Source organism: Erwinia magellanica, assembly GCF_039023495.1.
Taxonomy (GTDB): Bacteria; Pseudomonadota; Gammaproteobacteria; order Enterobacterales; family Enterobacteriaceae; genus Erwinia.
The window spans coordinates 313,107-331,683 of sequence record NZ_JBCHVC010000005.1 but is presented as its reverse complement, the minus strand read 5'-3'; the positions used below and the strand labels follow the sequence as shown (position 1 = coordinate 331,683).

At 49.7% G+C, this 18,577-nt stretch carries 15 protein-coding genes, 3 tRNA genes and 3 pseudogenes; 12 read left to right on the top strand and 9 right to left on the bottom strand.

Features of this window, described 5'->3' with window-relative positions; translation table 11 throughout:
* The first annotated feature begins 30 nt into the window (after positions 1-30).
* Both ppnN and xni read left to right on the top strand, forming a co-directional pair.
* Positions 31-1,395, top strand: coding sequence for a nucleotide 5'-monophosphate nucleosidase PpnN (ppnN, locus tag AAH450_RS18400; protein WP_342911508.1), 1,365 nt, complete (start codon positions 31-33; stop codon positions 1,393-1,395).
* A gap of 47 nt (positions 1,396-1,442) precedes the next feature.
* Positions 1,443-2,207, top strand: coding sequence for a flap endonuclease Xni (gene xni, locus AAH450_RS18395; RefSeq protein WP_342911507.1), 765 nt, complete (start codon positions 1,443-1,445; stop codon positions 2,205-2,207).
* A 119-nt stretch (positions 2,208-2,326) separates the two neighbouring features.
* Here xni and rlmM read toward each other — a convergent pair whose 3' ends face one another.
* From rlmM to AAH450_RS18375, 4 genes are all read right to left on the bottom strand, one after another.
* Positions 2,327-3,427, bottom strand: a complete 1,101-nt coding sequence (gene rlmM / locus AAH450_RS18390) for a 23S rRNA (cytidine(2498)-2'-O)-methyltransferase RlmM (RefSeq protein WP_342911506.1) — start codon at positions 3,425-3,427, stop codon at positions 2,327-2,329.
* On the bottom strand, positions 3,420-3,815 hold the full coding sequence (locus tag AAH450_RS18385) for a DUF423 domain-containing protein (RefSeq protein WP_342911505.1): 396 nt from the start codon (positions 3,813-3,815) through the stop codon (positions 3,420-3,422). The genes rlmM and AAH450_RS18385 overlap by 8 nt, the downstream gene beginning before the upstream one ends.
* Positions 3,816-3,873: 58 nt before the next feature.
* Entirely contained in the window at positions 3,874-4,791 is a 918-nt protein-coding gene (gcvA, locus tag AAH450_RS18380; protein WP_342911504.1) for a glycine cleavage system transcriptional regulator GcvA, read from the bottom strand.
* Positions 4,792-5,135: 344 nt separating this feature from the next.
* Positions 5,136-5,360 (bottom strand): YgdI/YgdR family lipoprotein, encoded by a 225-nt coding sequence (locus tag AAH450_RS18375; protein ID WP_342911503.1) that lies wholly within the window; start codon positions 5,358-5,360, stop codon positions 5,136-5,138.
* Between the two features lie 213 nt (positions 5,361-5,573).
* On the opposite strand from AAH450_RS18375, the gene csdA reads away from it, so the two are divergent.
* Positions 5,574-6,779: a cysteine desulfurase CsdA gene (csdA, locus tag AAH450_RS18370; protein ID WP_342911502.1), complete on the top strand. Its 1,206-nt coding sequence runs from the start codon at positions 5,574-5,576 to the stop codon at positions 6,777-6,779.
* 2 nt (positions 6,780-6,781) lie between these two features.
* Positions 6,782-7,225 carry a cysteine desulfurase sulfur acceptor subunit CsdE gene (gene csdE, locus AAH450_RS18365; RefSeq protein ID WP_342911501.1) on the top strand — a complete coding sequence of 148 codons (444 nt, stop codon included), beginning with the start codon at positions 6,782-6,784 and terminating at the stop codon, positions 7,223-7,225.
* A 77-nt stretch (positions 7,226-7,302) separates the two neighbouring features.
* Here csdE and tcdA read toward each other — a convergent pair whose 3' ends face one another.
* Both tcdA and mltA read right to left on the bottom strand, forming a co-directional pair.
* Complete coding sequence (gene tcdA / locus AAH450_RS18360) at positions 7,303-8,103, bottom strand: tRNA cyclic N6-threonylcarbamoyladenosine(37) synthase TcdA (protein ID WP_342911500.1); 801 nt, start codon at positions 8,101-8,103, stop codon at positions 7,303-7,305.
* A 51-nt stretch (positions 8,104-8,154) separates the two neighbouring features.
* Positions 8,155-9,300 (bottom strand): murein transglycosylase A, encoded by a 1,146-nt coding sequence (gene mltA / locus AAH450_RS18355; RefSeq protein ID WP_342911499.1) that lies wholly within the window; start codon positions 9,298-9,300, stop codon positions 8,155-8,157.
* Positions 9,301-9,504: 204 nt separating this feature from the next.
* On the opposite strand from mltA, the gene AAH450_RS18350 reads away from it, so the two are divergent.
* The 3 genes from AAH450_RS18350 (at position 9,505) to AAH450_RS18340 (ending at position 9,858) form a co-directional block, all read left to right on the top strand.
* Positions 9,505-9,581: transfer RNA gene (locus AAH450_RS18350), tRNA-Met, on the top strand.
* 63 nt (positions 9,582-9,644) lie between these two features.
* A tRNA-Met gene (locus AAH450_RS18345) sits at positions 9,645-9,721 on the top strand.
* Between the two features lie 60 nt (positions 9,722-9,781).
* A tRNA-Met gene (locus AAH450_RS18340) sits at positions 9,782-9,858 on the top strand.
* Between the two features lie 38 nt (positions 9,859-9,896).
* Here the strand turns inward: AAH450_RS18340 and AAH450_RS18335 are convergent.
* Positions 9,897-10,046 carry a hypothetical protein gene (locus tag AAH450_RS18335; RefSeq protein ID WP_342911498.1) on the bottom strand — a complete coding sequence of 50 codons (150 nt, stop codon included), beginning with the start codon at positions 10,044-10,046 and terminating at the stop codon, positions 9,897-9,899.
* 131 nt (positions 10,047-10,177) lie between these two features.
* Between AAH450_RS18335 and AAH450_RS18330 the strand changes: the two are divergent.
* Positions 10,178-11,347, top strand: a pseudogene (locus AAH450_RS18330) (tyrosine-type recombinase/integrase).
* On the top strand, positions 11,344-14,070 hold the full coding sequence (locus tag AAH450_RS18325; RefSeq protein WP_342911497.1) for an SIR2 family protein: 2,727 nt from the start codon (positions 11,344-11,346) through the stop codon (positions 14,068-14,070). The pseudogene AAH450_RS18330 and the gene AAH450_RS18325 overlap by 4 nt, the downstream one beginning before the upstream one ends.
* Positions 14,071-14,310: 240 nt before the next feature.
* Here the strand turns inward: AAH450_RS18325 and AAH450_RS18320 are convergent.
* Positions 14,311-14,670 (bottom strand): annotated as a pseudogene (locus AAH450_RS18320) (phage polarity suppression protein); the annotation flags it as partial.
* Here AAH450_RS18320 and AAH450_RS18315 point away from each other — a divergent pair.
* A pseudogene (locus tag AAH450_RS18315) lies at positions 14,667-15,333 on the top strand (primase-like DNA-binding domain-containing protein); the annotation flags it as partial. The pseudogenes AAH450_RS18320 and AAH450_RS18315 overlap by 4 nt on opposite strands.
* Before the next feature lie 378 nt (positions 15,334-15,711).
* Here AAH450_RS18315 and amiC read toward each other — a convergent pair.
* Complete coding sequence (amiC, locus tag AAH450_RS18310) at positions 15,712-16,965, bottom strand: N-acetylmuramoyl-L-alanine amidase AmiC (protein WP_342911496.1); 1,254 nt, start codon at positions 16,963-16,965, stop codon at positions 15,712-15,714.
* A gap of 25 nt (positions 16,966-16,990) precedes the next feature.
* Between amiC and AAH450_RS18305 the strand changes: the two genes are divergently transcribed.
* Positions 16,991-17,173, top strand: coding sequence for a hypothetical protein (locus tag AAH450_RS18305; protein WP_342911495.1), 183 nt, complete (start codon positions 16,991-16,993; stop codon positions 17,171-17,173).
* Between the two features lie 27 nt (positions 17,174-17,200).
* Positions 17,201-18,547 carry an amino-acid N-acetyltransferase gene (gene argA, locus AAH450_RS18300; protein ID WP_342911494.1) on the top strand — a complete coding sequence of 449 codons (1,347 nt, stop codon included), beginning with the start codon at positions 17,201-17,203 and terminating at the stop codon, positions 18,545-18,547.
* Positions 18,548-18,577 lie beyond the last annotated feature (30 nt).

The window sequence follows — 18,577 nt, the reverse complement described above, 5'->3', positions numbered from 1 at the left end:
TACCACCCGTACGGGTGTAAAGGAGTTAATTTGATTACACATGTCAGCCCCTTAGGCTCAATGGATCTGCTCTCACAACTGGAAGTCGATATGCTGAAGCAGACGGCCAGCAGCGACCTCTACCAGCTGTTCCGTAACTGTTCTCTTGCCGTCCTTAACTCCGGAAGTCAGACCGACAGCAGCAATGAGCTGCTCTCCCGCTTTGAAAATTTTGATATCAACGTGCTGCGACGCGAGCGCGGCGTAAAACTTGAGCTGATTAACCCGCCTGAAGAGGCGTTTGTGGATGGCAGGATCATCCGCTCGTTGCAGGCGAACCTGTTTGCCGTGCTGCGCGATATTCTGTTTGTGAATGGACAGATCGACAGCGCCGGTCGCTTCCAGCACCTCAATATTGAAGACTCGGTGCAGATCACCAACATGGTGTTTTCAATACTCAGGAACGCCCGTGCGCTGCATGTTGGGGAAGAACCCAATACCGTGGTCTGCTGGGGCGGCCACTCGATCAACGCGGTGGAATATCAATATTGCCGTAACGTCGGGTCGCAGCTGGGCCTGCGCGAGCTGAACATCTGTACAGGCTGCGGGCCGGGAGTGATGGAAGCCCCGATGAAAGGCGCCGCCGTCGGTCACGCGCAGCAGCGCTATAAAGAGGGGCGTTTTATCGGCTTAACAGAGCCTTCGATCATCGCCGCAGAGCCGCCAAACCCACTGGTAAATGAGCTGATTATCATGCCGGATATCGAGAAACGTCTTGAAGCGTTTGTCCGTATTGCGCATGGCATCATCATTTTCCCCGGCGGCGTAGGTACCGCAGAAGAGCTGCTCTACCTGCTGGGTATTCTGATGAACCCGCAAAACCAGGATCAGGTTCTGCCGCTGATTCTGACCGGGCCGAAAGAGAGTGCGGACTATTTTAATGTGCTGGATGAGTTTATTGTCAGCACCCTGGGCGAGGCTGCCCGCCAGCACTACACCATCATTATTGATGATGCCGCTGAAGTGGCTCGCCTGATGAAAAAAGCGATGCCGCAGGTAAAAGAGCACCGTCGGGAAACGGGCGATGCTTACAGCTTTAACTGGTCGATTCGCATTGCGCCCGATCTACAGGTGCCGTTTATACCTACCCATGAAAACATGGCGAATCTCAATCTCTATCCCGATCAGCCTGCCGAGCAGCTTGCCGCTGCGCTGCGGCGCGCGTTTTCCGGGATCGTGGCTGGAAACGTCAAGGATATGGGGATCAAAGCGATCAAAGAGAAAGGCCCTTATAAGCTGCACGGCGATCGGGAAATGATGCGCCGCATGGATGATTTGTTACAGGGATTTGTGGCTCAGCACCGCATGAAGCTGCCGGGTACCGCCTACATCCCCTGCTACGAAATCATTAAATAAACTCCTCACAGGAGCGGCGACATAGCCGCTCCGCTTTCGTGGATCCTATGACTGTTCATTTACTGATTGTTGATGCCCTGAATCTTATCCGACGTATCCACGCGGTTCAGGGATCGCCTTGCCAGGAAACCTGCGTTAACGCGCTGCATCAGCTGATCCGGCACAGTAACCCCACGCATGCCGTGGCGGTATTTGACGATGAAGAGCGGCATGAAGGCTGGCGTCATCAGCTACTGCCAGGGTATAAGGCTGGCCGCTCGCCAATGCCGGAGACGTTACGGCAAGAGATGCCGTTGCTGCGCACCGCTTTTCAGGCCGCGGGCGTCGCGTGCTGGCAGGCGCACGGCGAAGAAGCGGATGATCTGGCGGCTACGCTGGCGGTAAAGGTAGCGGCAGCTGGCCATCAGGCGACTATCGTTTCCACCGATAAAGGCTATTGCCAGCTGCTGGCACCCGCCATTCAGATTCGGGATTATTTCCAGAAACGCTGGCTGGATCTGCCTTTTATTACGGCGGAATTTGGCATCATGACGCCTGCCCTGCTACCCGATTACTGGGGGCTGGCCGGCATCAGCAGCAGCAAAATTCCGGGCGTGGCCGGGATTGGCGCGAAAAGCGCAGCGGAACTGCTTACAACATTTGGCTCGCTGGAAGCGATTTATCAACAACTCGCTGCGGTGCCGCCCAAATGGCAGAAGAAGTTACAGGAGCAGCAAGAGATGGCGAAGATTTGCAGGAAGGTTGCTACTTTGCGCACCGACCTGCATCTTGAGGGGAATCTGAAAGAGTTGCGGCTGCCGGAACGTTTATAAACTTACGGCTGCCCGGAAGGGTTGCGGCGCCCGGGCTGGCAGAACGCTTTTAAACGCTTCTGGCTGTGCGTTAAGTTTCCGGGCGCGCACATTCCAGGCGCCCCGCCCTGCATCACACCTTAACGCTCGTCCCGGCGGCCGGGTGCCGCGCTCCAGATGCGGCGAATATGCACCGTCACCTCTTCGCGGTCGTGATAGAGCTGCCGTGCCTGGATCTGCGCATTGATGCCGTTAGCCTTCAGCTTTTCATCGATCATCGCCAGGTTTTGTGACACCTCTTCAAAGCGTTTTTTCATCGGCAGCTTCAGGTTAAAGATCGCTTCACGGCACCAGCCGTTTACCAGCCAGTCGGCCATCAGATTCGCTACGCGAACCGGTTTTTCCACCATATCGCATACCACCCAGTAAATATTGCTGCGCGTAGGGCGATACTTGAAGCCATCTTCACGATGATGGAAAACCTGTCCCGTATCCATCAGGCTTGGCGCCATCGGGCCATTATCCACTGCGTGAACCATCATGCTGCGCTGCACCAGCTGGTAGGTCCAGCCGCCCGGACAGGCACCCAGATCGACAGCATACATACCGCTGCCCAGACGTTCGTCCCACTCATCAGCAGGAATAAAGACGTGGAAGGCCTCTTCCAGTTTCAGCGTGGAGCGGCTTGGCGCATCAGAAGGGAACTTCAGACGCGGAATGCCCATAAAGAAGCGGGAGTTATTCTGCGGCAGTGAATAGCCTACATAGCAATGACCCGGCGCGATAAAGAACACATGCACAACCGGGCGCTTGTCAGTTTCATACTTCAGCAAAATACCGGCGGAACGCAGGCTCGAGCGCAGCGGCACGGTGAATTTACGACAAAACTTAAGCAGTTCTTTGCTCTCATTGGTGTCTGGCACCTCGACGCGCAGTTCGCCCCCCTTCTCAACAAATCCGGTCAGCATACCTGTGACCGGCGTGACGCGATCTTCCGGCGGAAGATCGCGCAGCAGCTCGCCTACGACGATCATCTGACGGGAGAAGATCAGTTCGCTGAACGGCAGTTCAGCAATCAGTTTCTCTGCTTCTTCCGCCTGGTAGCATTCAAACAGCACATAGCCCGAATCTTCCTTCACCCGCGCGAAACCAAACACATTGCGGGCCGCCGCTTTCGCGGTGATCTCTGCCGCACACTCTTTCTCAAATCCCTGACGGCAATAGAGTAATACTTTATTCATGGCGTTCTGCCCTTTTCTTCAGACGCAGCGCGCCAACCAACATCAAAACCCAACCAATCAGGAAGCAGGTGCCGCCCACTGGTGTGATATAAACCCACAGCTTCATGTGCGAAAGCGCCAGACAGTAGAGACTGCCGCTGAACAGTACGGTGCCCAGCGCCAGCAGCGCCGAGCTCCAGTAAAACCAGATATTCGCCCGGCGTAGCATTGCCGCCGCCAGCCCCAGAATGGCCAGGGTATGAAAAGCCTGATAATCCAGACCGGTTTTCATCCAGGCCATTTCAGCCGGCCCCAGCGACTTGCTGAGTACATGCGCACCAAACGCGCCCAGCATCACATAGACAAATCCGCTAATAGCTGAAAAAATCAGCATCGCACGACTCGACATTTCCTTTATCCTCAGAGGTTACACACGCCGCACGCTGGCCACGCGTAAAAATTATTGCTCAGCTCTCATAACGAAAGCGGAATTTCTCTTGTTCACTGGCCGCTTTCGCCAGGATCCACCGCCGAAAGGCGGCTATTTTACCCAGTTCTGCCTGACTGTCATGACAAACCAGATAAAAAGCGTTTTTACTCACTAAAACGTCATTAAACGGACAAACCAGACGGCCAGCTTCAATTTCAGTTTGCGCCATCACATTGTTTGCCAGAGCCACACCCTGCCCGTGGATTGCAGCCTGTAACACCATAGCGCTGTGACTGAAGATAGGCCCCTGTTGAACATTAATGTGTCCGACGCCAAGCTGGCGGGTGTAGGACTGCCAGTCGCGACGCGAGGCATCATGCAGCAAAGTTTGCCGCGCGAGATCTTCAGGCGTTTTAAGCGGTTTATCACCGGTCAGTAGCAGCGGTGAACAGACCGGCAGTAAATACTCCGCATAGAGCTTTTCAACTCTCAGCCCCGGCCAGTTGCCGCGGCCATAGAAAATGGCGACATCGACATCGTCCGCCAGTTTTTCCTCATCGCGATCCACAGCCTGAATACGGACATCAATGCCCGGATAAGCTGAGTTAAAGCTTGTCAGCCTTGGCACCAGCCACTGAATGGCAAAGCTGGGCAGCAAGCTCACCGTCAAAGCTCCCTTAGCGCTGCGCGCCTGAAGCTTGCGGGTTGCCTCGTTCAGCGAGGTAAAAATCTCTTTGATATCGAGATAATAACTCTGCCCCTCTTCGGTGAGCAGCAGCGAACGATTGCGCCTTCTGAAGAGCTTCAGCCCGAGAAAATCCTCTAATGACTTGATCTGGTGGCTTACCGCAGCCTGAGTCACAAACAGCTCTTCAGCCGCTTTGGTAAAGCTGAGATGGCGCGCCGCTGCATCAAAAACACGCAGCGCATTTAAAGGAGGAAGACGTTTCGACATGGTTACCGGGTACACTTTAACAGCATGGGAAGTCACGCACCTGAAGGCGCATTACCTATTAGTTTTTTTTATCCGAGGCATTATAATTTGTCCGTTGAGGATGTACCAGCAAATACCTATAGTTGCCGCACTTCCTGAGCCGGAACGAAAAGTTGTTTGAAATAGTGGCGGAAACGCCAGATTTTGAGGGGCTTTTGGCTTGTGGTCGTGATGTTGTGTTTGCATTTGATCTGACGATTTTCAGATCTGATAGCCTGGCTATCTTTTTATTCCTGTAGATTTACCCTGTCTGTCCATAGTGATTAGTAGCACCGCAAATTGCGGTGCTTTTTTTTGCCTGAAGCTTACTGGTCCATTTCGACCATTTCTTTCACATCAGAACGATTCAGCTGCTGTTTGTTGCCATTGGCATCTTTGTAGCTGATCATGCCAGTATCATCATCTACCACAGGCTTGCCGTCCGCGACAATGGTACGACCATCATTGGTGTGCATAACATAGTTGCTTGAACAAGCGGCCAGGGTAAATGTCATGGCACAGGCGGCCATAATTGCAGCAAATTTTTTCATCTTTATATCTCCTTGCAGACTGTGATGCGATAAACCACCTGCAGAACACGGACTCAGGGCAAAGTGCCTGCATGAGAAACGCTTATTTGCGGGTAATAGTTTAAACCTTGCATAAAAGAGCATAACCAGCTTTTTCAACATTGCCAGGAAAATGCCTGTAATTCAGACTGGTGCTGAAAAAAGCGCATGAATACATCAAAGCACGAGGAAGGTATGACCCTTTTTAACCCTGACCACTTTCGCCACCATTTTCCAGCTTTAGCTGATGCTGGTGTTTACCTCGACAGTGCGGCGACCACGCTAAAACCGCTGGCGGTGATTGAGGCTACAGAGCGGTTTTACAGCCTGAGTGCCGGAACCGTACATCGCAGCCAGTTCGCCGCCGCGCGCGAGCTGACCGATCGCTATGAGCAGGCTCGTGGGCAGGTTGCACGCCTGCTTAACGCCCCCCTCGCTAATGATATCGTCTGGACAAAGGGCACGACAGAAGCCATTAACCTGGTGGCTCAGGGCTATTTTCGTCCACGCCTGCAACCGGGCGATGAAATTCTGGTGAGTGAAGCCGAGCATCATGCCAATCTCGTGCCCTGGCTGATGGTTGCCCTGCAAACCGGCGCAAAAGTCATAAAGTGGCCGCTGGATGCCAACAGGCTACCGGATCCCACGCTGCTGGCCTCTTTGCTGACGGCGAAAACTAAAGTCCTGGCTCTGGGACAGATGTCTAACGTAACGGGTGGGTGCCCGGATCTGGCAGAGGCCATTAAGCTGGCGCACCGGGTCGGAGCCAGAGTGATGATTGATGGTGCCCAGGGCGTGGTACACAACCCGGCGGACGTCAGCGCGCTGGATATTGATTTCTATGCCTTTTCTGCACATAAGCTCTATGGCCCGATGGGCATCGGTGCGCTCTACGGCAAAACAGCGCTGCTGGAGGAGATGTCTGCGTGGCAGGGCGGCGGTAAGATGCTGACCAGCGTGAACTTTGAAGGCTTTACCCCGCAGCCTGTTCCCTGGCGTTTTGAAGCCGGTACGCCAAACGTTGCCGGGGTAATCGGCCTGAGTGCAGCCCTGAGCTGGCTTGAAACCCTGGACTGGCAGGCCGCTGAAAGCTGGAGCTGTGGCCTGGCGGACAGGGCTGAAGAGCGGCTTTCTCTGCTACCGGGCTTTCGCAGCTATCGCGCCAGCCGCTCAAGCCTGCTCTCCTTTGACTTTGTCGGCATCCATCACAGCGATGTGGTGACATTGCTGGCGGAATCGGGCATCGCCCTGCGCGCCGGTCAACACTGCGCGCAGCCGCTTTTACAGGCTTTAGGCGTCAGCGGTACTTTGCGCGCCTCATTTGCCCCCTATAATACGCTTGATGATGTGGAAGCGCTGGTCAGAGGCATGACCACCGCACTGGAGCTGCTTGCAGAGTAAACATGACAACTTTATTAGCCCCACACCCGTTTGGTGAACTTATTACGCCGGAGGGTTTAAAACAGCAATTCAGGGCGTTTACCCAGTGGGAAGATCGCTATCGTCAGCTGATCCTGTTGGGTAAACAGCTTCCTGCACTGCCTGAAGCGCTTAAGCGCAGCGAAATTGAGCTGAGCGGGTGTGAGAACCGCGTCTGGCTGGGACATCAACTGAAGGCCGACGGCACTCTGCACTTCTATGGCGACAGCGAAGGCAGAATTGTGCGGGGATTACTGGCAGTGTTGCTTACCGCAGTGGAAGGACAACCGCCAGCAGCGCTGCTGCACACCGATCCGCTGGCTTTATTTGACGAGTTGGGCCTGCGCACCCAGCTTAGCGCCTCACGCAGCGCCGGACTGGGCGCTCTGGCGGATGCGGCAGTTAAGGCAGCCGCTGAATACCGCTAAAGCAGGTCAGCAGGTCAGCAGGTCAGCAGGTCAGCAGGTCAGCAGGTCAGCAGGTCAGCAGGTCAGCAGATTGTTTCTTATCCACGCGCTGCTTTTGCCATCATTTTCTTCAGCACATGGGACACGGCAACAAAGCCAAAGGTGGCCGTGACCATGGTCACGGCACCAAAGCCTGACGCGCAGTCCATTCTTTTTGGCCCCTCCGCCGTGCTGCGGGAAGCGCAAACCGATCCATCCGGCTGCGGGTACATCAGCGCCTCAGTCGAGAAAACGCAATCAATCCCCAGCTTGCCTTTGCTGTTTTTCACGATGTTAAAGTCGTGCTTCAGACGTTCACGCAGTTTTGCCGCCAGCGGGTCCTGAATGGTTTTAGCCAGATCGGCGACCTGAATTTGCGTAGGATCGATTTGTCCCCCTGCGCCGCCGGTGGTCACCAGCGGAATTTTATTGCGGCGGCACCAGGCCAGCAGGGCCGCTTTAGGCCGCACGCTGTCAATTGCATCAATGACGTAGGTAAATCCTGCGCCCATTAATTCCGCCGTGTTATCAGGCGTAATAAAGTCGTCCACACAGGTGACTTTACACTCCGGGTTAATCGCCAGAATGCGCTCCGCCATCACTTCCGTTTTCGCCTGCCCTACCGTTGCTTTCAGGGCGTGGATCTGCCGGTTGGTATTGGTGACGCAGACGTCATCCATATCGATCAGCGTGATCGCCCCAATACCGGTACGGGCCAGCGCCTCTGCGGCCCAGGAGCCTACGCCGCCAATACCCACCACGCAGATGTGCGCATCTGCAAAGAGTTGCAGCGCCGGTTGCCCATACAAACGCGCCGTCCCGCCAAAGCGTTGCAGCCAGGCGTCAGAAAGAGAAGTCATGTCTTACCTCGGAATCAGTGACGGGCTGGCGAACCAGCCCGCTGCTACCTGCTACTGGGTGAGCAGGCCGGAGTTACCCGTGCTATTTTGTGCGGAAGAGAAAAGCGGTGCGCCTGCACCCGGTGCGGCTTTCAGCACCCAGACGCGGCCATAATGGTTAAACCAGCCAGCCATATGCCCCGCCTGTTCGCCAATGCCCTGGTAGATATCGAAGTGCTGACCTTTAATCGCGCCCCCCACATCCAGCGAGACCATCATCCGCATCTCATATTTTCCGGTAAATTTACCGTTGTTGTCCAGTAGCGGGACTTCCGCCAGCAGAGCGGTTCCAGGTGGGATCAGCGAGCGATCGGACGCTACCGAAGCTTTTGCCACCAGAGGAACGGCGCTGGCGCCACGCACCGGCGCAAACTCCTCTGGCTTAAAGAAGACAAAGGAAGGGTTCTGCTCAAGCAGCTCACGCACTTCAGCCGGAGTGTGCTCTTCACCCCATTTCCGGATTGCCTGCATCGACATATCTTCGCGCTTCACCTCACCGCGATCGATCAACACCTTGCCAATGCTGCGATAAGCGTGGCCGTTTTTGCCGCCGTAGCCAAAGAACGTCAGTGGACGGCCATCGCCATAATCGACGTAGCCGCTGCCCTGCACATCCATAATGAAGTTATCCATCAGCGAATTGCTGTAACCCACGATGTAACGCTCACCCAGCGCGCCGCTGTAGATTTCTGCCCGGCTGGGCAGACGCGCCCCTTTAGCCCGAGGCGGCATTCTGTATAAAGGATACTGGAACTCGCCCTGACGAGTGTAGCGCGCATGGATAACCGGCGTGTAGTAGCCAGTAAACTGCACGTTGCCATAATTGTCGGTGCCTTCCATCTGGTAAGCATCCAGGCCAAACTGGCGCAGCTGGCGGGTATCGCCCCCGGCCATCAGCCAGGCTTTAAGCGAGCTGTAGGTGCTGTTCTGGCGGGAGTACATGCCGGGCGAAGCGTACTGAATTTCGCTGATCTGATCGCCAAAATCTTTGCCATTCACTGGCCGCCCCTTTGCGTTAGGCTGATTAACCAGACCCAGCGGCTGTTCAAGCTTGCCATCTTTATATTGCTGGCCGCGATCGGTCGGTTTTGAAGAACATCCCGCCAGCAGGGCAATTAACGCCCCTGTTACTGCATACTTCGCCCAACGTCCTTTCATTCTCTACTGCCCTCTTTGCGGAATTCCCCGCCGAAGATAGCAAAGGCACTGAGAGAATTAAACGGGACAAGGGTAAAGATCGGTTGGCTGAGGAGAACAGCCGGCAGGATGAGTAAGAATTAAGCAGGCAGCGCTATTTTGATGAGTTTGTTGCAAAAAGGGGTTGCAACGAAACTCACTGAGAGTATAGTGCGCTTCCACAGACGCGGGATGGAGCAGCCTGGTAGCTCGTCGGGCTCATAACCCGAAGGTCGTCGGTTCAAATCCGGCTCCCGCAACCAACTCTTTTGAGAAGGTCTGTGAACAAGCAGGACCTGTTGTGATGGAAGCAACAGTATTTCGGACGCGGGATGGAGCAGCCTGGTAGCTCGTCGGGCTCATAACCCGAAGGTCGTCGGTTCAAATCCGGCTCCCGCAACCACTTCTCCGGAAGTGTGCAGTACAGCAAGACCTGTTGTGATGGAAGCAGCAGTATATCGGACGCGGGATGGAGCAGCCTGGTAGCTCGTCGGGCTCATAACCCGAAGGTCGTCGGTTCAAATCCGGCTCCCGCAACCAACTTAACACCTTAACGGGTGTTTTTTTGTTTCTGGCTTTTAAAAACCTTTCTGAAGCGCTCCTGCGCTGAACAATGACTTCTCCTCAAAGGCACCCTGACCAGATAACGCTTCAAATACTCCCAGCACAACTCTTGCTTCAAATACCTTCTGTTCCCGCATCGGCATCATCTCAACTTCCTCAAACATCCGTATTATCCCGTAAAACATCTGATTTATAATACTTTTCCTTCTTTTAAGGCTATGGTAGTCCGTAACCATCCAGTAGAATCCGGTACTGAATGTGTATATGCTCCTGTTCGGTCTTGATTCCTATACACCTGCCTTTAAACCATATGCAAATTCGCCGCGCTAAACCTGAAGCTAAAGCCTATACACTTGGAGATGAGCAAGGACTATCATTGTTTATAGAACCTAATGGAAGCAAGAGCTGGAGGTTCCGCTATCGTTTTGCCGGTAAACCCAAAATGATCCCGCTTGATGTTTATCCACCGATCACACTTGCCGATGCTCGTTCTCGTCGTGACGATGCCCGAAAACTGGTCGTGTAAGGAAAGAATCCGAATTAGGTTAGAAAATAGCAGAAGATTGCTTGCAAACGGAATCCGAAAGCGCGTTTGAAAAGATAGCCACAGAATGCCATCAAATGAAGTCTACCAAATGGTCAGAAGTTTATGCCCCAGACATCATGGAGGCGTTTCAGAACGACATTTTCCCTTATGTAGGGAAAAGACCCATCTGCGAAATAAAATCTCCAGAACTGCTTAATGTTCTGCGTAAAATTGAGAAGCGTGATGCGTTAGAGAAAATGCGCAAAGTACGGCAGCGTTGTTCAGAGGTTTTTCGTTACGCGATAGCTACAGGAAGGGCTAAATTTTATCCTGCGGTAGATTTCTCCAGTGCTCTTGAAGTACATCAATCCAATCATTTCCCTTTCCTAAAAGCTGATGAGATACCCAATTTTCTGCGTGCTTTAGACAGTTATACAGGGAGTAGGCTTGTTCAGATTGCTACGAAATTACTGATGATTACGGGTGTAGGAACCATTGAGTTACGTGCTGCATTATGGTCGGAATTTGATCTAGATAGCGCAATCTGGGAAATTCCCGCAGAAAGGATAAAATGCGTAGGCCACATCTTGTGCCATTATCATCTCAGGCGTTAGATTTACTCAATGAACTCAAGATCATGACAGGGAACTATCATTATGTTTTTACAAGACGTAACGATCCGAACAAACTTATGGGTGAAGCAAGCATCAACCAAACTATCAAACGTTTAGGATATGATGGAAAGCTAACAGGGCATGGATTAGACATATGATGTCCGCGTTGCTACATGAAAAAGGTTTTGATTCAATATGGATTGAAACCCAATTAGCGCACGTTGATAAGAACAGTATACGTGGAACATACAATCACGCTTTATATATTGAAAAGCGTGCAAACATGTTGCAATGGTATTCCGACTATTTATGGGATCTAGAATGAGCATAAACAATAAACACATCGATACTATCTTAAATGCTATTGATGAAGATTCACTTGCAATATTTGTTGGTGCTGGCGTTTCAAAATCGTCTGAAAATGAAACAATTAAATTACCTGGCTGGGGAGATCTAATTGAAGAATTAAAATTAGAGTTAAATATTGATTATGAAGTTGACTACCTAAAAGTTGCGCAGTTATATTTTTTAGAGTTTGGAGAACACCTGTATTATAAAAAAATAAAGTCATTTTTTCCTGTAGATATACCTCCTTCAAAAATACACAAGCTTATTTTTGAAGTTAATCCTCATGTTGTCATAACAACAAATTGGGATTGTATACTTGAAAGCGTTATTCGTGATAATGCTTATATTTATGGTTTAGTCGCAAGCGATAAAGATTTAATGAAATCTAGTTTAGATAAGAAACTAATTAAAATGCACGGAGATTTCTCAAATCATAATATTGTGTTCAAAGAAGATGACTATATAAAGTATGAGTTTAATTTCCCATTAATTTCAAATTATATTAAGAGCATATTATCAACACATACTGTTTTGTTCCTTGGGTACTCTTATAATGATTTTGATATCAAGCAAATTATCAAATGGACTCAGAACCATTCAAATATTAGGCCGCCAATGTTTTTGGTGGTTTTCAAAGCAGATCCTGCTCAATCTAAATATTTGCTAAGTCATGGAATTACAACCATAGTATTAGATGATAAATCTGCGGTAGATCACTTCAACAATCACTACACAAATCAGCTATATAATTTTTTGCTGTTAATTAAAAACAAAAATATCTCCAATGTTTCGCCTAATAATATTATTAAGCAAGTTCATAATAGACTATTACCCTTAAATACACTTCAAGGGATACTTGCAGAGCAGGTGGTTAAAAGTTTGACTAATTGTGGTTTGGTTTATATCAACACGGATGGTAAACCTCGCGCATTTTTGTTTTTTTATAATAACGAAGTAACTATTGACTTTAATGAAAGCTTGAGAAGTATTTACTCACAATTTGTGATGGTTGTAAAAAATAATGACGAAAAAGAAAATAAATTCATTACTAATAAGTTAGAGCCTATTTTTAATATATTAAAAAAGGCCGATATAAGTGGGATAATAATAGATGAAAAGAAAGAAAATGCTGTAGTATTTAGTGAAGACAATAATACTGAATTAAATAATATTCATTTTGATTTTAATTATGAGAAGGAATTTGATTATACTAGAAAAGGTAGGTCATCAATTAACTTAACTTATGACCGCATTGATCCGTATGTATTTTATCAGAATGGACACAATGAATTAGCATACATGGCATCAGAAGATCTTATATCTTATGATCTAAAACTTAAAAATTATGCATCACTTCTGCTTACCCTCTTCAACCAAAATGTTATCTTACATCAATTGAAGTATGGTTTTTCGACGAATGATAAATATAATGACATCGAGTTAAATAATATTCTTGAGATTTTTGAAGGATTCCCTAGGAAAATAAGGCGTTCAGTATCGATGGTTTTAGAGTTAGTTAATTTCAATTATCTATTTAATTTTAATTATACTATCGACTCACTTCTGGTAAAAGCCAATGATAGGAAAAATAGCAATAACTTGTTCTCTTGGGATTCAGAAGAATTTAAACCTGAATTTTTGCATATGAATTTAGTTAATTTTGTAATGAAGAATGGATTCTTGATTGATGTATATAAAGAGTTTCGATATGCCATTAATAAATTCATCCAGATAATTATCACTAAGCAAAAGAAAGAAGACAGTATAACTTTGAAAAAGGAAGAGTTATTTTCTTGCATAAAATATATTGAAATAAAAAAACTACGTGAGTACTTTAAAAACCCCAGAAGCAAAAGTTATTTATCATTAGATGTGTGTGATGATGATGCCCGATGGTTAGTAGATCGTGTTTTTATAAATTTAATTGAGTCGTATATTACTGACAATAAATTCTACAGTAAGAGTGATGATTATATAGTTAAACTGTTGTTTTTAATTTCAAATTCAAAAGAAATTGAAAACCATAAAAGTATTGTTTACGACATGGTTATGAAGTTGCTAAGCCATAGTGCTAACTCTATCCAGCTAATTGAGGCTATAGAAAATTTCATTACTTTAGGTTTTAATAGGCTCTTATTAGATTATAATAAGGATTTTGTAGAAAAAGTGGTTATCTTAATAGTTGCTAAGCTGGCTGAGGGGAGAACAAATAGCTCTGAAAGAATAGCGTTTATAACTAAAGGCGTACAAAATATCTTTTTGGTCGCTAAAGAATTAAAAATAACGTATAAAGATAAAGATATGGCAAAAGCATTAGTGATGAAATTATCAAGCATGAAAGATGATGATAAAGCTCGCTCTGTAGAAACCATTATATATGAGTTGCATATTATTGCTAACACTCCAGTAAAAAAAATAATTGTTGAATATGTTAGATCAATTCCATTATCAAAACTGAACCCTAATAAAAAATTACGGCTTGGGTTGTTTTTAATGGCGTCTGGGATCACACCGCCTGATTCATCACTTGCTAAAGAAGCTGAAAGTGCAATGGGTCAATTTAGTAAGTATAAATATGCAACAGAAGCTCTTGCATATGAGGATGTTTTGAGATTCTTGGTTGTGAAAAAAGGCATGGAAGATTATTTACCTGCTCTTAGTAAAATAGAGAATATTACTAAGAATTTTGAGATCTCATAACGAGCTTTAAAAAGAGAAAATTAAATTCTATCTTAGTGCTAGCGCGCAATGCTCTCCCCGCCACGCCTGTCCGCTTAAGGGGCGCTTTTAATGCAGGTGCAAAGGTGGACTCAGGCCGCGCCGCGACTGCCGCTGGCAGGGAGTGCAGAAGCGGGGAAAAGCATGCAAAACTATGTATCTTATGGATGCATGGCTTATTTCGTTAAAAATAGCGGGATTTACGTTTTTTTTGACAGGCTACTACACGGCCACTTCGGCGCGTCGACGGGTGTAAATCATGTTCTGTGAAGGGGTGAATTTTTCACGATTATCATCCCGCGAAGGAGCGTCAGGCCTGTATCCGATGGCCGTTAAAATCTCCTTGTCCTGTGCAGAATAATTAACTTCATTTCCTGCGGCCAGCCAGACGGAAAGGGCTTCAAGTATATAGGTCATCGAGCGGTCAAGCGCACGGTTTTTAATCATCGCGGGCTGGTTCTTAATCCCCATCAGTTCTGGTGCCAATGCGGCGGCCAGCTGTGCGCCGTTCTGCTGCATAAAATCATGCAGCCGGTTACGGATGCTGATGCGCTGCACTTCCTCATGCGAGAGAATGTAGCGGTGGCGGGGCAGGACTCAAGGCCATCACCGGCGGGGATGCGGACTACGTTGACCCGAAATACAAGGATGCGTTCTCCACCCATATTCCGGCTCTTATTCTGACCGTTAACAATAACCCAATTCGATTTACCGACCACAGCGGCGGTGTTTCCCCTCGCCGGGTGATTCTGCATTTCCCTGAACAGATTGCCCCGGAAAAACGCGACCCGCAGCTCAAGAACAAAATCGCCCGCGAGCTGGCCGTGATTGTGCGTCAGCTTATGCAAAAGTTCAGCAACCCAATGACCGTCCGCGCCCTGCTCCAGTCACAGCAGAATTCCGACGAGGCGCTCAGTATCAAACGCGACGCTGACCCGACCTTTTAATTTTTGTGGTTATCTTGAAGCACTGCCAGAGCCTGACGGTATGTATATAGGCAATGCCAACATCATACCGCGTCAGCCGCGTCTGTATCATGCCTATCTGGCGTATATGGAGGCCCACGGCTATAGGAATACCCTGAGCCTCACCATGTTCGGTAAGGGGTTGCCAGCCATGCTGAAAGTGCACGGGCTGAGTTATAAGAAACGCCGAAAAAATCAGGACATACAAACCAATCTCGCGCTACGAGAAGAAAGCAACGCCGACTGGTTGCCGAAATGTGATGATCCCATAGTGAAATAATCTACCCAAACGGGCAATCGCCGGTCTTTTTTTACGTGCAAAATAGTAAAAGTGAACAATAAAGTGTTCACTGTTCACCAGCCGTTCACCGTTCAAAAAACTGAATAATAAAGATAAAATTTCTTAGCGAACAGTATGAACAGTTTTTCAAAAAAGTTTTTCCCTGCTCTTCAATTCGTATAAAAAATGAACCCACCCGTCAATGTGTATAGTGGTGTGTATAGGATTGTTTTTCGATTTTATTTTTATCAAAAAGATCATGCTGTTGATATTATTTGTCGCTTCCTATTATCGAATTTACTCTGCCACTCGTGGGATGCTGAAGTTTGCGCGGCGGCTGACCGGCAGGACGAATCTGCCTTCGCCCTGCCGGTCAGGCTACTTTACCGGGGCCAGCGACGCGCCACTGGCAAAATAGGCCTTAATGCCTGCCAGAATGGCATCAGCTACCTGATGCTGAAAGCGGGTGGTCCGCAGCTTACGCTCCTCTTCCAGATTGCTGATAAATGCTGTCTCTACCAGGATTGAGGGAATATCGGGCGCTTTCAGTACCGCAAACCCCGCCTGATCCACCGTTTTTTTATGCAGATGATTCACCCTGCCCATTCGGGTCAGCACCTCTTTACCGAATTTCAGGCTGTCATTGATTGTCAGACTCTGCACCATATCAAACATGGTATGGTCGAGATAACGGTCCCCGCTCATGCTGACGCCGCCAATCAAATCTGATTCGTTCTGAGTCTGAGCCAGAAAACGGGCTGCCGTGCTGGTTGCACCTTTGGTGGAGAGCGCAAAAACTGAAGATCCCCGCGCTGCACGGCTGGTAAATGCATCTGCGTGGATAGAGACAAACAGGTCAGCACGCTGCTTACGCGCTTTGGCAACCCTGACTTTCAGCGGGATAAACACATCTTCATTGCGCGTCATATAGGCACGCATGTTGGGCTGCTTGTCGATTAATGACTTCAGCCGCCGCGCAATCTTCAGCACGATGTCCTTTTCACGCGTTTTATGCTTGCCTATGGCGCCGGAATCTTCGCCCCCGTGGCCGGGGTCCAGCATGATCACAATGGGCCGGTCGCGGCCCGCTTTACCCGGTAAAGGGGCGGCTGCCGGCTCTGTTTTTTCAAGATTGCCTTTGTTGTAGTCCTGTAGCAAGGCCAGCAGCGGATCGTCTGCGTGATCGTAGCTGCTTCCTTTAGCGGGATAGAGGTCAAGCACCAGGCGGTTTTTGATGCCTGCCACAGGATCCAGCGTGAATATGCGAGGGCTTACGTTCTGCTTAAGCTCCAGCACCAGCCGGACGGTATTAGCATTAAACTGCCCTACCCGTGCATTTTTGATATAGGGATCGTCACGGCGGACCAGGTTACCGATCCCTTTTAGCGCGTGGTTGAGCCGGATATTGGCAATATCGATCACCACCCGTTCAGGGTGGCTGAGCGCAAACTGCTTATATTTAAGCGGGCCGTTCGACTCCAGCGTCAGGCGGGAATAGGTGGAAGAGGGCCAGATGCGGATAGCCACCACATGACTACTGGCCGCCAGTCCCACTTTGCTGACGCTCAGCAGAAGCACGGCTCCTGCACTTTTTAACCACCTGCGTCGGCCAGGGGAGGGTAAATCGGACATGCGACTCCAGAAGAAGAACTGTTGTGTGTCTGAAAAAAAGCCAAATGACTATCAGGGGCAAAAACTTTATCGAATCCCTTTGGCAGTGTCACCCAGAAAAAACGATAAAATGCAGCGTATTAGCATGATGGCTGAAACGAAAAAAGGAAAAACTGCAGAAAATTGCCCCTTGCGCCAGGACGATAAAAGAATAAAAATACACTTTTAGCGAATAATAATTCATAGAGGGTTTGCCGTGAAGGAACGGAGTACCGAGCTGGTTCAGGGTTTTCGTCATACCGTCCCCTATATCAATGCCCACCGTGGTAAAACGTTTGTCATTATGCTGGGCGGTGAAGCCATCGAGCATGAGAACTTTTCTGGCATCGTCAACGACATTGGCCTGCTGCACAGTCTGGGGATCCGGCTGGTAGTGGTCTATGGTGCCCGCCCGCAAATCGACGCTAATCTGGCTGAACATCAGCTGGAACCTCTCTATCACAAACATACCCGCGTAACCGATGCGCATGCGCTAGAGCTGGTGAAGCAGGCTGCGGGGCGGCTTCAGCTGGATATCACTGCCCGCCTCTCCATGAGCCTGAATAACACACCGTTGCAGGGTGCACATATCAACGTCGTCAGCGGCAACTTTATTATTGCTCAGCCGCTTGGCGTGGATGATGGCGTCGATTACTGCCACAGCGGCCGTATCCGCCGTATAGATGAAGAGGCGATCCATCGCCAGCTCGACAGCGGTGCCATTGTATTGATGGGGCCTGTTGCCGTCTCGGTCACCGGTGAGAGCTTTAACCTCACCTCGGAAGAGGTCGCCACGCAGCTGGCTGTTAAATTAAAAGCTGAGAAGATGATTGGCTTCTGCTCAGAACAGGGGGTGACCAACAACGAAGGGGAGATCATCTCTGAACTGTTCCCGAAAGAAGCCCAGCAGCGCATTGAAGAGCTGGAGCAGCGGGACGATTACTTATCGGGCACCGTGCGCTTCCTGCGCGGCGCAGTGAAAGCCTGCCGCAGCGGGGTGCGCCGCAGCCACCTCATCAGCTACCAGGAAGATGGCGCCCTGTTACAGGAGCTATTTTCCCGTGACGGCATCGGTACGCAGATTGTGATGGAAAGTGCCGAGCAGATCCGTCGCGCGACCATTAATGATATAGGTGGCATCCTGGAACTGATTCGTCCGCTGGAGCAGCAGGGCATTCTGGTTCGCCGTTCGCGTGAGCAGCTGGAGATGGAGATCGATAAGTTCACTATCATTGAGCGCGATAACCTGACCATTGGTTGTGCGGCGCTCTACCCCTTCCCGGAAGAGGAGATAGGGGAAATGGCCTGCGTGGCCGTGCATCCGGATTACCGCAGCTCATCGCGGGGGGAAGCGCTGCTGGAGCGCGTGGCGCTACAGGCGCGTCAGATGGGGTTGAAAAAACTCTTTGTGCTGACCACCCGCAGTATTCACTGGTTCCAGGAGCGCGGCTTCACGCCGGTGGATATTGAAGTGCTGCCGGAGAGTAAAAAGCTGATGTATAACTATCAGCGCCGTTCAAAAGTGCTGATGGCCGACCTGCGCCATGCGCGCCTGCTGAGCTAAGTTCCGGTAACCGGGGCGGGAAACGCTCCG